Source organism: Arenimonas terrae (genome assembly GCF_006265115.1).
GTDB lineage: Bacteria > Pseudomonadota > Gammaproteobacteria > Xanthomonadales > Xanthomonadaceae > Arenimonas > Arenimonas terrae.
Genome location: NZ_SMDR01000002.1, coordinates 437,118 through 449,239 on the forward strand (window position 1 = coordinate 437,118; position 12,122 = coordinate 449,239).

Below are 12,122 nucleotides of genomic sequence, written 5' to 3' on the forward strand. Positions count from 1 at the left end.
TGCCGCCAATGACCGTTTCCGACCTCCCGACTCTATATCGCGCGCACCTGTCCACAATCAAGGCGCGCGTGGACCTGGCTCTCGAAAAGGGCGGTTTCGATCACCTTCTGGTCGCCTCCGGCGTCGAAAAATACGAGTTCCTCGACGATCGCCCGTACCCCTTCAAGCCCAACGCCCAGTTCAAGGCCTGGCTGCCCCTGACCCGCCACCCGCACTGCTGGATCGCCTACACGCCCGGCCGCCGGCCGGTGCTGGTGTACTTCCAGCCCGACGACTACTGGCACGTGCCGCCGAGCGCGCCGGAAGGCGTCTGGGTGGACGAGTTCGACATCCGCGTGATCAGCGACCCGGCCGAAGCGGTGAAGCACCTACCCGCCTCCGGCAAGGCGGCGATCCTCGGCGAAACCGACGCTGCGCTGCCCGGTTTCGAACCCAACAACCCGAAGGCGGTGATCGACTTCCTGCACTTCCACCGTGCCTTCAAGACCGGCTACGAGCTCGACCGCATGCGCGCCGCGCAGCGCCGCGCTGTCCCGGGCCATCTGGCTGCGCACGCCGCCTTCCAGGCCGGCGCCTCGGAGATGCAGGTGCACGCGGCCTATCTCGCCGCCACCGGCCATACCGACCTGGACCTGCCCTACACCAACATCGTCTGCCTCAACGCGCACGCCGCCGTGCTGCACTACCAGTACAAGGACGCCGCCGCGCCGGACCGGCATCGCACCCTGCTGATCGACGCCGGCGCCGAAGTGGACGGCTACGCCTCGGACATCACGCGCACCTGGAGTAACGGCGACAGCGGCTTTGCCGAGCTGGTGGCCGCGGTGGACGACGAACAGCAGGCGCTGTGCGCCAGGGTCCGCGCCGGCACCGACTACCGCGACCTGCACCTGGAATGCCACCTGCGCCTGGGCGGCGTGCTGCGCAACCTGGGCATCGTCGACATGGATCCGGGCGACATGCTCGCGCAGGGCGTGACCTCGACCTTCTTCCCGCACGGCCTGGGCCACCCGATCGGCCTGCAGGTGCACGACGTCGCCGGCTTCAGCGACGAAAACGGCCAGCTGATCCCGCGCCCGGACGGCCACCCCTACCTGCGCATGACCCGCACGCTCGCCCCCGGCATGGTGGTGACGATCGAACCCGGCCTCTACTTCATCCCGACCCTGCTCTCGAAACTCAAGGCCACGCCGCAGGCCAAGGCCGTGAACTGGGACAAGGTCGACGCCCTGCTGCCCTACGGCGGCGTGCGCATCGAAGACGAAGTCCACTGCACCGACGCCGCCCCCGAAAACCTCACCCGCGACGCCTTCGCTTCCCTACCCTGACCGAATGCGCTTGGCCCTTCGGGGCCAAGTAGGTCCCTTGCTCGTGTTCGGGTGATCTGGCGTGCGCCGCCGCAGACAAGAGGGGGTGCCTGCCCGCTCGGGCGTAAGCGTCATCCTGACCAACTCACTCGCGGCCGTTGCGGGCATCCTGCCCTCCACTTCAGGCACCCCCTCTTGTCTACGTCGTCGCCACGAATCGTCGAGGCAAGCCGATGGGATGAGCGCGTGCCCCCAGAAGGCACGGACGCTCGCTGCCTGGACGGATATGGCTTCAGGGGCAGACGCGGGCGAGCCGCAGGTCAAGGCAGAAATGCCGGATGGGTCGCCGAAGCGGCCTCTCAGATTCGATACCCCGGCCCGGGTGGTCCGCAGGCCGTCGTGCGTGAGGTCTCTCCGGGGCTTCGAAAACATGGACGTTTTCGAAGAGCCTCCATGGATGGATTCACGGCGTCCCCGGAGAGACCTCACGTACGGCGGCCTATCGCCAAGGACGGGCCCGGCACCACACCGTAGCAGGCACGCAAAGCCCTGATTTGGTAGGATTTCGGCCTCCCGCGCCTCCGCCAGCCCGACCCGACGTCGGGCGCAACCCATTGAGCCCCATGGAAAAGAGCTTCGAACCCCAGACCTTCGAAACCAAGTGGTATGCCCACTGGGAGAACAGCGGCTGCTTCAAGCCCAGCGGCAAGGGCCAGCCCTACACCATCATGCTGCCCCCGCCGAACGTCACCGGCACCCTGCACATGGGCCACGCGTTCCAGCACACCCTGATGGATGCGCTGGTGCGCTACCACCGCATGAAGGGCTACGACACCCTCTGGCAGGTCGGCACCGACCACGCCGGCATCGCGACCGAAATGGTCGTCTCGCGCAACCTCGCCATCGCCGGCCAGGGCGAGACCCGAGATTCGCTGGGCCGCGACAAGTTCATCGAAAAGGTCTGGGCGTGGAAGCAGGAATCGGGCGACACCATCACCCGCCAGATGCGCCGCATGGGCGCATCGGGTGACTGGAGCCGCGAGCGCTTCACCATGGACGAGGGCCTGAGCCAGGCCGTGGTCGAAACCTTCGTGCGCCTGCACGAGGAAGGCCTGATCTACCGCGGCCAGCGCCTGGTCAACTGGGACCCGGTGCTCAAGACCGCGATTTCCGACCTGGAAGTGGTCAGCGAGGAAGAGGACGGCAAGCTGTGGTCGATCCGCTACCCGCTGGCGGGCGGCGCGAGCTATGAACACGTCGAACACGACGCGGACGGCAACGAGACCCTGCGCGAGACCCGCGACTACCTCGTGGTCGCCACCACCCGCCCGGAAACCATGCTGGGCGACACCGCGGCGATGGTGCATCCGGAAGACGCCCGTTACGCCGCGCTGATCGGCAAGTCGGTGCGGCTGCCGCTGAGCGAGCGCGAGATCCCGATCATCGCCGACGACTACGTCGACCGCGCCTTCGGTACCGGCGTGGTGAAGGTCACGCCCGCGCACGACTTCAACGACTACGCGGTCGGCCAGCGCCACGGCCTGCCGATGATCAACATCCTGACGCCCGAGGCGGCAATCAACGGCAACGCGCCGGAGAAGTACCGCGGCCTCGACCGTTACGCCGCCCGCAAGGTGGTGCTCGCCGACCTGGAGGCCGCCGGCCTGCTGGTCGAAGAGAAGAAGCACAAGCTGCAGGTGCCGCGCGGCGACCGCACCGGCCAGGTGATCGAGCCCTACCTCACCGACCAGTGGTTCGTGCGCATGGAAAAACTCGCGGCACGCGGTCTCGAACTGGTCGAGAACGGTTCCGTGCGCTTCGTGCCGGAGAACTGGATCAACACCTACCGGCACTGGATGGGCAACATCCAGGACTGGTGCATCAGCCGGCAGCTGTGGTGGGGGCATCGCATTCCGGCGTGGTACGACGCCGGTGGCAAGATCTATGTGGGGCGCAGCGAGGAAGAAGTTCGCAAGGCGAACAGCCTTGATGCCGGGACGTCCCTGACGCGCGACAGTGACGTCCTCGAAACCTGGTTCTCGTCGGCGCTTTGGTCCCACAGTACCCTCGGCTGGCCCGACGCCGGCGACATGGCGAAGTACGACTTCGCCAAGCGCCTGCCGACCTCGGTGCTGGTGACCGGCTTCGACATCATCTTCTTCTGGGTCGCCCGGATGATCATGATGACCGACCATTTCACGGGCGAGGTGCCGTTCAAGGACGTCTACATCACCGGCCTGGTGCGCGACAAGGACGGGCAGAAGATGTCCAAGTCCAAGGGCAACGTACTCGACCCCATCGATCTTATTGATGGCATCAGCGCCGACGCGCTGGTCGCCAAGCGCACCGCCGGCCTGATGAAGCCGACCGACGCGCCCAAGATCGAGAAGGCCACGCGCAAGGAGTTCCCCGACGGCATCCCGGCCTTCGGCGCCGACGCGCTGCGTTTCACCTTCGCCTCGCTCGCCACCCACGGCCGCGACATCAAGTTCGACCTGCAGCGCTGCGAGGGCTACAAGAACTTCTGCAACAAGCTGTGGAACGCCGCGCGTTTCGCGCTGATGAACTGCGAGGGCTTCACCGCCTCCGGCAAGCCGCAGCCCAAGACGGACGCCGAGCGCTGGATCCTCGACCGCCTGCAGCACACGCTGCGCGAGGTCGAGGCCGGTTACGCCGACTACCGTTTCGACCTGGCCTCGCAGGCGCTGTATGAATTCGCCTGGAACGAGTTCTGCGACTGGTTCCTCGAACTCGCGAAGCCGGCCTTGACCGGCGACGACAAGGCCACCGCCGACAGCACCCGCCACACGCTGCTCTACGTGCTGGAAAACCTGCTGCGCGCCCTGCATCCGCTGATCCCTTTCGTCACCGAAGAGATCTGGCATGCGGTGGCGCCGCAGCTCGGCATCGCCGGCGACAGCATCAGCACCCAGCCCTGGCCGGAAGCAGACGCCTCGTTCGAATCGGCCCAGGCGGCCGACGACATCGAGTGGCTGAAGTCGGCCGTCACCGCCCTGCGCTCGATCCGCAGCCAGATGAGCATCTCGCCCGCCAAGGCCGTGCCGCTGCGCCTGCAGGACGGCGACGCCAGCGACCGGGAGCGCGCGCAGCGTTACGACGCGGCGCTGAAGTTCCTGGCGCGCCTGGATTCGATCGAGTGGATCGCCGGCGACGCCCCGGCCTCCGCCGCCGCCGTGCTCGGCAGCCTGAAGCTGCTGATCCCGCTCGAGGGCCTGATCGACCTCGCCGCCGAGAAGTCGCGCCTGGACAAGGAGCTCAAGCGCATCGCCGGCGAAATCGGCAAATGCCAGGGCAAGCTCTCCAGCGAAACCTTCGTGCAGAACGCGCCGGCCGCCGTGGTGGAGCAGGAGCGTGCGCGCCTGGCGGACTGGACCGCGCAGCAGGCGGCGCTGCAGGCGCAGCGCGGCAAGCTCGGCTAGGAGTGGAGAAAGTAGTGAATAGGAAGTAGAGAGAGCGTGGAGCCACCGCGCCCTGCTTCCTCTACTTCCTACTTCCTCCTCTCTACTTCCTATCTTTCCGGCGGCAACAGCTCGATCGCCATCACGATCGCATCCTCCCGCCCCTTCTCGGCGGGATAGTAGTTCGGCCGGTGGCCGATCTCGTTGAAACCTTCGTCGCGATAGAGCTGGATGGCCTTGGGGTTCGACGGCCGCACCTCCAGGAACACCTGCAGCGCCTGGTGCCAGCGCGCCAGGTCGAGCATGCGCCGCAGCAGCCGGCGGCCGTGCCCGCGGCCCTGGTATTCGGGCGCGATGCAGATGTTGAGGATGTGCGCTTCACCCGCGGCGGCGCTGAGTACGCCGTAACCCAGCACTTTGCTGCCCGCCTCCAGCACCCAGCACTGATGCCCGGCGCGCAGGCAGTCGCGGAAGATGCCGGGTGTCCACGGGAAGGGATAGGCGCGCTTTTCGATCTCCGACACGAGCTCGATGTCGGCCTGGCGCATCGGCCGCAGCTGCGTGGCGTCGGAAGGCCGGGCGTTCATGCCTCAGCGGCGGCGCAGCGCCCGCAGCACCGGCCAGAGGCGGCGCTTGGCCGTGGCGTCCGAACGCAGGGTTTCCAGCGGCGGCAACGCCAGACCGGACAGGTCGCGGCCGCCGGCGGCGCGGCGCAATGCCTGCATCAGGCGCTCCCCCGCGCCGGCGTTGCCGGGCGCAGGAAGCGGCCCCTGGGGAACGTTCGCAGGCAGCGCGGCGGACGCCACCGGCAGCGCGCCGGCTTCGCGATAGAGCGTATAGCCCATCGCCGACAGCATCGCCTGCTGCTGCGGACTCCAGCTCATGCGGCCGGCTTGCGGTGCACCCGCGTCCATACCCAGTACACCGGCCCCGACAGCGCATAGAGCAGCGCGATCGCGAACAGCCCCTTGGCCTGTGCGATGAACAGCCCGGCGATGACCAGCACGATCAGCGCCAGCACGAAGAACGGCACGCGCTCGCCCTTGGGGAAGCCCTTGAAGCTGTAGTACTTGATCCGGCTCACCATCAGCAGGCCGGCGGTGACGGTGACCACCAGGGCCAGCCAGCGCAGGCCCTGGCCGCTGTAACCGAAGGTGGTCATCGCCCAGACGAAGGACACCACCAGGGCAGCCGCCGCCGGGCTCGCCAGGCCGATGAACCAGCGTTTGTCCACCGAGCCCACCTGGGTGTTGAAGCGAGCCAGCCGCAGCGCCGCGCAGGCGGCGTACAGGAAGGCGGCGGCCCAACCGACCTTGGCCAGCACCGGGCCGTCGGCGCGGAAGCCGACCAGGGCCCAGTGGTACATCACCAGGGACGGCGCCATGCCGAAGCTGACCAGGTCGGCCAGCGAGTCGTATTGCACGCCGAAGTCGCTGGTGGTGCCGGTCATGCGCGCGACCCGGCCGTCGACGCCGTCGAACAGGCCGGCGACGAACACCGCGATGCAGGCGTTCTCGAAGTTGCCGCTCGCGGCGGCCAGGATCGCGTAGAAGCCCGCGAACAGGCCGCCCGTCGTCAGCAGGTTAGGCAGCAGGTAAATGCCGCGGCTGCGGGCGGTGGGCGTGTCGTCGTGGGGTTCCATGGGCGCAGTGTAGCGGCTCGCCGTAGCTGCCCATAGCCTGCGCCTTGCGGGTCGGGGACGGTGGTGGTATCACGGGCCCACCGCTTTCCCGGAGCCCGCCATGAACCGCCCGACCCTGTTGATCGCCCTGGCTGCCGTCCTGCTGCCGGGCCTCGCGTCCGCCGACAAGACCACGGTCTACAAGACCACGGACGCCAACGGCAACACCGTCTATTCCCAGGTCGAAACCACCGGCTCCGAAACCCAGCAGGTGGACGGCCGGAGCCCCGATGCCCCGGTCGCCGCGACGGCCGAGGAAAAACCCAAATCCGACACCGAAACCGCCTGCGCGAACGCCACCGCCCACCTCGGCGTGCTCAACTCGGGCAAGCGCCTGCAGCGCGACAAGGACGGCGACGGCAAGCCCGAGGACCTCACCCCCGAGGAAATCGCCAGCGAGAAGGATCTGGCCCAGCGCCAGATGACCGCGTTCTGCGCCCCCGCCCCGGAGGGCTGATCCCACGATGCGCCTGGCCTGGGCCATCGTCGCCGGCCTGGCCGTCGGGGCCGCGATAGGCGGCTGGTCCATGTGGCGCGACCGGGCCGCCGGGCCGCCCGGCGCGACGGGCACCCGCACCCCGCCCGCCGCAGCCGACCCGGCAGCACCCGCGCCCACGCTGTACCGCTGGCGCGACGACGCCGGCACCCTGCACATCACCGACCGCCCGCCCGCGGGCCGGCCCTATGAGGTGGTCACGCTGCGCGACGACCAGAACGTGGTTTCGATGAGCGGCCCGGCCCCCGAGCCGGAGCCCGAGGCCGCGCCGGCCGACTGAGCCGCCGCTCGGGAACGCAGCCGCTACAATGGCCGACCCTTTCCGCGGCCGGTCCCCTCGATGCGCCTTTCCCAGTTCCACCTCAACACCAGCAAGGAAACCCCCGCCGACGCCGAGGTGGTCAGCCACCAGCTGATGCTGCGCGCCGGCATGATCCGCAAGCTGGCCGCCGGTCTCTACACCTGGAGCCCGCTGGGCCTGCGCGTGCTGCGCAAGGTCGAGGGCGTGGTGCGCGAGGAGATGAACCGCGCCGGCGCCATCGAGATGCTGATGCCGTCGATCCAGCCGCGCGAGCTGTGGGAAGAGACCGGCCGCTGGCAGAAGTTCGGCGGCCAGCTGCTCAAGATCAAGGACCGCAAGGACGGCGAGTTCTGCTACGGCCCCACCCACGAGGAAGTGGTCACCGACTTCGCGCGCAACGAGCTGCGCAGCTACAAGCAGCTGCCGGTGAACTTCTACCAGATCCAGACCAAGTTCCGCGACGAGATCCGCCCGCGCTTCGGAGTGATGCGCGCGCGCGAATTCCTGATGAAGGACGCCTACTCCTTCCACCTCGGCGCCGAGAGCCTGCGCCAGACCTACCAGGCGATGTACGACGCCTATGCGCGCATCTTCACCCGCCTGGGCCTGAAGTTCCGCGCGGTCAACGCCGACACCGGCGCCATCGGCGGCAGCGCCTCGCACGAATTCCACGTGCTGGCCGATTCGGGCGAGGACGCGATCGCGTTCTCCGACGGCAGCGACTACGCCGCCAACGTCGAGATGGCCGAGGCCGTGTCGCCTGGCCCGCGCCTGGCCGGCAGCGAGGCCATGCGCGAAGTCGAGACGCCCTGGCAGCGCACCTGCGAGGAGGTGGCCAAGCTGCTCGACATCCCGCTGCAGCGCACCGTGAAGTCGGTGGCGATCATGGCCGAGGCCGGCTTCGTGCTGGCCCTGGTGCGCGGCGACCACGTGGTCAACGAGATCAAGCTGGCCAAGCTCGCCGGCCTGGCCGACTACCGCCTGGCCACCGAGGCCGAGATCCAGGCCTACCTGGGCAGCGAGCCCGGTTTCCTGGGCCCGGTGCTGCCGGCCAGGCCCATCACCGTGATCGCCGACCGCAGCGTGGCCGCGATGGCCGACTTCGTGGTCGGCGCCAACCGCAAGGGTTACCACCTCACGGGCGTGAACTGGGGCCGCGACCTGCCCGAGCCGGCCGTGGTGGCCGACATCCGCAATGCGGTCGAGGGCGATCCGTCGCCCGACGGCCGCGGCACGCTGCGCATCGCCCGCGGCATCGAGGTGGGCCACGTGTTCCAGCTCGGCCAGAAGTACGCCGAGGCGCTCAAGGCCACCGTGCTCGACGCCGAGGGCAAGGCCCAGGTGATGCACATGGGCTGCTACGGCATCGGCGTCTCGCGCATCGTCGCCGCCGCGATCGAGCAGAACTTCGACGCCAACGGCATCTGCTGGCCGGCGCCGATGGCGCCTTGGCAGGTCGCCGTCTGCATCATCAATCCCAAGAACGACCCGGCCGTGGTCGAAGCCGCCGACGCCCTCTACGGCGAGCTGCAGCAGGCCGGCCTGGACGTGGTCATCGACGACCGCGGCCTGCGCCCGGGGGTGATGTTCGGCGACATCGAGCTGGTCGGCATCCCGCACCGCGTGGTGGTGTCGGGCCGCGGCCTGGAGTCGGGCACCTTCGAGTACCGCGCCCGCCGTGCCGCCGACAGCGAGAACCTGGACAAGGCCGCACTCTGGAAGCGCCTGGGCATCGGCTGACCCGCCATCCCGCCAGGTTCCGACCCCCGAAGCCCGGCCCCTGCCGGGCTTCGTTTTGTCGGCGCCCGCCGATGCGGCTAACATCGGCCGCAACCGGCGCGCCGGCGCTGCCCACCGAACCGAGGTCCTTCCCATGACGATCAATCTCGACGGCCTCTCGGCCAAGGAACTCCAGGCCCTGATCGCCAAGGCCAGCCAGCGCAAGAAGACGCTCGCCAAGCGCAAGCCGGTGGCCGCCGTGCGGCAGAAGCTGGTGTCGATGGCGCGCGCCGAGGGTTACACCGTGGACGAGCTGTTCGGCACCGCGCGTCTGGTGCGCGAGAAGGCCGGCGTCGCGGCGAAGAAGGCCCCGGCCAAGAAATCCACGCAGAAGGGCGTCAAGGTCGCGCCGAAATACCGCCATCCGGGCGACGCCTCCAAGACCTGGGCCGGCCGCGGCATGGCGCCCAAGTGGCTTTCGGCCGAACTGGCCAAGGGCAAGAAGCTCGAAGACTTCCTGATCAAGTAGTCCGCCCCGGCGGCGCCCCGCGCGCCGTTCCCCCCCGCCCGCAGGAGCCACGCATGATCACGCTTCGACTCAAGGACAGCGGCGCCACCCTCGGCAGCATCAGCGAGGCCGACCTGCAGGTGCTGCTGGACCAGTTCGAGGAAGAGTCCTCGACCGACCGCGACTACTTCATCGACGAACAGACGGTGCAGATCATCGAGGAGGCCGGCGCCTCGCCCGACCTCTGCGCGCTGCTTCGCAAGGCCATCGCCGGCACCGACGGCATCGACATCGTCTGGTCCCGCCCCTGAAAAAATCCGGGGTCAGAGTGCATTTATCTGGATAAATGCACTCTGACCCCGGATTTCAAAGGTTGCGGCGGGAGGGCACCAGCAGGTTGCCGAACAGCAGGCCCGCCACCAGGGCGATCAGGGCCGACAGCAGGGCGAAGGCCGTGTCCAGGCCCAGGAAGACGTCGCGCTCCATCACGAAGTTCAGGCTGCGGAAACCGACGCTGCCGGGCACCAGCAGGATGATGCCCGGCACCCGGATCAGCGCGCCGGGGCGGTTGGCCCAGCGGCCGTAGGCATTGCTGATCGCCGCCACGCCCACGCCGGCGAAGAAGGCGCCGCCGGCGAAATTGCCCGAGCCCAGCCCCAGCCATTCCCCGCCCAGGCGCGTGAGCGCGTAACCGAGCAGCACCGAAGCCATCACCAACGGGTAGTCGCGCCGCGCCGCCTGGAACAGCACCGCGAACGCGAACGCCGCCACCGCCAGCGCGGCCAGTTCGGCCAGCGGCGCCAGGGGCTGCGGCACCGCCTCCTGCGGCTGCCAGCCCAGGATGGTCACCAGCTGCATCGCCGCGACGGTGCCGAAGGTGAGCTTCATCAGGATCATCAGCGCACCGGCGAAACGCGTGGTGCCCGACACCAGCTGCTGGCTCGACAGTTCGCTGACCGCATTGGTCAGCATCAGGCCCGGCATCAGCACGATCAGCGAGGCGACGATCACCGTCTTGAGCGACAGTGGCTCGATGAAGGTGGCGACCGCGGCGGCGAGCAGGGTCGCCACCAGGGCCGCGATCGCCTCCAGCGCCTCGGCGAGGCGCGGACGGCCCGCGGCCAGCACGTACAGCACGCCGGTGACCAGGCCGATCACCGCGGCGGTTGCGACATCGGCCCAGCCCGCGCCCAGCAGTGCCGCCACCGAACCGGCCGAGAGGCCAAAACTCAGCGCCGCCAGCGCCTGATTGCGGCGGCTGGCCGGACGGTCGAGCGCCTTGAGCGCGATCAGGCCGTCGGCCGGATCCAGCCTCCCCGCCAGCACGTCCTCGGCGATGGCGTCGGTGGCGGCGAGCCGGCCCAGGTTCTGCTCGCCGGGCTCGAGCCGCAGCACGCGGGTGATGCCGTTGTGCGCGCCGCGCACAGGATCGGCAAAGCTCAGGATCAGGCCGGTCGGGTTGGACCAGACCTCGCAGTCCAGGCCCATGCGGTGCGCGACGCCCTTGATCGCGCCCTCCAGGCGCTGCGCCGTCGTGCCGTAGGCGTGCAGCCGGGTCGACAGCTCGACCACGAAGTTGGTGCGCGCTTCATAGGTGGACGGGGACGCAGGCGTGGGGGCGGTCATGGGCGGGAAGGATGGCATACGCGGTAGGCAATCAAAAACGCGCCGCCGCGCCGATCTTGATCGCGCGCGCGATGACGGGCTTGCCCGCAGCCGGCGGCAAGGCCCGTGCCGCGAAGGCCGGGGGCTCGGTGCCGGTATCATGTCGGGCGATCCTGCCCCTCGGACCTCCTTCCCATGCACCTGGGCCTCGGCGAACTGTGCTCCCTGCTGAGCGCCCTGGCCTGGGCGGTCGGTGTGATCCTCTACCGCCAGCTCGGCGCGCGGCTGCCGCCGCTGCAGCTCAACTTCCTGAAAAACGGCCTGGTGCTGCTGATGCTGCTGCCGGCCATCGTGCTGCTGCACGGCACCACCCTGCCCTCGTTCAGCGCGCTGCAGATCGGCCTGGCCCTGGCCAGCGGCGCGATCGGCATCGGCATCGCCGACACCCTGTATTTCCGCGCGCTCAACGAGCTCGGCGCGGGCCGCATGGGCGTGCTGGGAAACTTCTACAGCCCCTTCGTGATCGTGCTCGGTTACCTGGTCCTGGACGAGCGGCTGAGCGCGACCCAGCTGGGCGGCTTCGTGCTGGTCAGCATCGGTGTGCTGGTGGCGGCCTGGCCCAAGGCCGCACCCGGCGCGAAGCCCGCGCACCTGTTCCGTGGCCTGGCCCTGGGCCTGCTGTCGGTGGGCCTGATGGCCATCGCGATCGTGATGGTCAAGCGCGTGCTCGAAGCCCAGCCGCTGCTGTGGGTGACCGGCGTGCGCATGGTCGGCGCGCTGGCCGGCATGGTCCTGGTCGCAGCCCTGACCCGGCAGCTGGCCCTGCTGCACCCGCCCACCGAAGCCATGCCCTGGCGGCGGCTGGTCCTGGCGGCGTTCGTGGGCCAGTTCCTGGCGATGATCCTGTGGCTGGCCGGCTACAAGTACACCCAGGCCTCGGTCGCGGCTATCCTCAACGAAACCGCCTCGGTCTTCATCCTGGTCCTGGCCGCGTTCTGGCTGAAGGAACCGCTGACCCGGCGCGGCCTGGCCGGCGTGGCCCTGACCCTGACGGGCGTGGTGGTCATGCTGCTTCCCTAGGACCTC

12 protein-coding genes are annotated in these 12,122 nt (G+C 69.0%); 8 read left to right on the top strand and 4 right to left on the bottom strand.

Features of this window, described 5'->3' with window-relative positions:
- Positions 1-8: 8 nt before the first annotated feature.
- The gene (pepQ, locus tag E1B00_RS10775) at positions 9-1,328 is read left to right on the top strand and encodes a Xaa-Pro dipeptidase (RefSeq protein WP_139448579.1); all 1,320 of its coding nucleotides are present in this window, start codon (positions 9-11) and stop codon (positions 1,326-1,328) included.
- Positions 1,329-1,921: 593 nt separating this feature from the next.
- On the top strand, positions 1,922-4,747 hold the full coding sequence (locus E1B00_RS10780) for a valine--tRNA ligase (protein WP_139448581.1): 2,826 nt from the start codon (positions 1,922-1,924) through the stop codon (positions 4,745-4,747).
- An 89-nt stretch (positions 4,748-4,836) separates the two neighbouring features.
- On the opposite strand, the gene rimI is transcribed toward E1B00_RS10780, so the two are convergent.
- From rimI to pssA, 3 genes are read right to left on the bottom strand one after another with little or no spacing between them, the layout of a single operon-like run.
- On the bottom strand, positions 4,837-5,313 hold the full coding sequence (gene rimI, locus E1B00_RS10785) for a ribosomal protein S18-alanine N-acetyltransferase (RefSeq protein WP_139448582.1): 477 nt from the start codon (positions 5,311-5,313) through the stop codon (positions 4,837-4,839).
- Between the two features lie 3 nt (positions 5,314-5,316).
- Positions 5,317-5,610, bottom strand: coding sequence for a hypothetical protein (locus tag E1B00_RS10790; protein WP_139448584.1), 294 nt, complete (start codon positions 5,608-5,610; stop codon positions 5,317-5,319).
- A complete protein-coding gene (gene pssA, locus E1B00_RS10795) occupies positions 5,607-6,368 on the bottom strand; it encodes a CDP-diacylglycerol--serine O-phosphatidyltransferase (RefSeq protein WP_139448586.1) in 762 nt (253 codons plus the stop codon). The genes E1B00_RS10790 and pssA overlap by 4 nt, the downstream gene beginning before the upstream one ends.
- A 100-nt stretch (positions 6,369-6,468) precedes the next feature.
- Here pssA and E1B00_RS10800 point away from each other — a divergent pair, with 100 nt between their 5' ends.
- The 5 genes from E1B00_RS10800 (at position 6,469) to E1B00_RS10820 (ending at position 9,742) form a co-directional block, all read left to right on the top strand.
- Positions 6,469-6,864, top strand: coding sequence for a DUF4124 domain-containing protein (locus tag E1B00_RS10800; RefSeq protein ID WP_139448589.1), 396 nt, complete (start codon positions 6,469-6,471; stop codon positions 6,862-6,864).
- A gap of 7 nt (positions 6,865-6,871) precedes the next feature.
- A complete protein-coding gene (locus tag E1B00_RS10805; protein ID WP_139448591.1) occupies positions 6,872-7,183 on the top strand; it encodes a DUF4124 domain-containing protein in 312 nt (103 codons plus the stop codon).
- A gap of 60 nt (positions 7,184-7,243) precedes the next feature.
- On the top strand, positions 7,244-8,944 hold the full coding sequence (locus E1B00_RS10810; protein ID WP_139448593.1) for a proline--tRNA ligase: 1,701 nt from the start codon (positions 7,244-7,246) through the stop codon (positions 8,942-8,944).
- Positions 8,945-9,077: 133 nt separating this feature from the next.
- Positions 9,078-9,452 carry an H-NS histone family protein gene (locus tag E1B00_RS10815; protein ID WP_139448595.1) on the top strand — a complete coding sequence of 125 codons (375 nt, stop codon included), beginning with the start codon at positions 9,078-9,080 and terminating at the stop codon, positions 9,450-9,452.
- 53 nt (positions 9,453-9,505) lie between these two features.
- Positions 9,506-9,742, top strand: a complete 237-nt coding sequence (locus E1B00_RS10820) for a galactosyldiacylglycerol synthase (protein ID WP_139448597.1) — start codon at positions 9,506-9,508, stop codon at positions 9,740-9,742.
- A 55-nt stretch (positions 9,743-9,797) separates the two neighbouring features.
- On the opposite strand, the gene E1B00_RS10825 is transcribed toward E1B00_RS10820, so the two are convergent.
- Complete coding sequence (locus E1B00_RS10825; RefSeq protein WP_246048672.1) at positions 9,798-11,057, bottom strand: threonine/serine exporter family protein; 1,260 nt, start codon at positions 11,055-11,057, stop codon at positions 9,798-9,800.
- A gap of 174 nt (positions 11,058-11,231) precedes the next feature.
- Here E1B00_RS10825 and E1B00_RS10830 point away from each other — a divergent pair, with 174 nt between their 5' ends.
- Complete coding sequence (locus E1B00_RS10830; protein WP_139448601.1) at positions 11,232-12,116, top strand: DMT family transporter; 885 nt, start codon at positions 11,232-11,234, stop codon at positions 12,114-12,116.
- Positions 12,117-12,122: the final 6 nt, after the last annotated feature.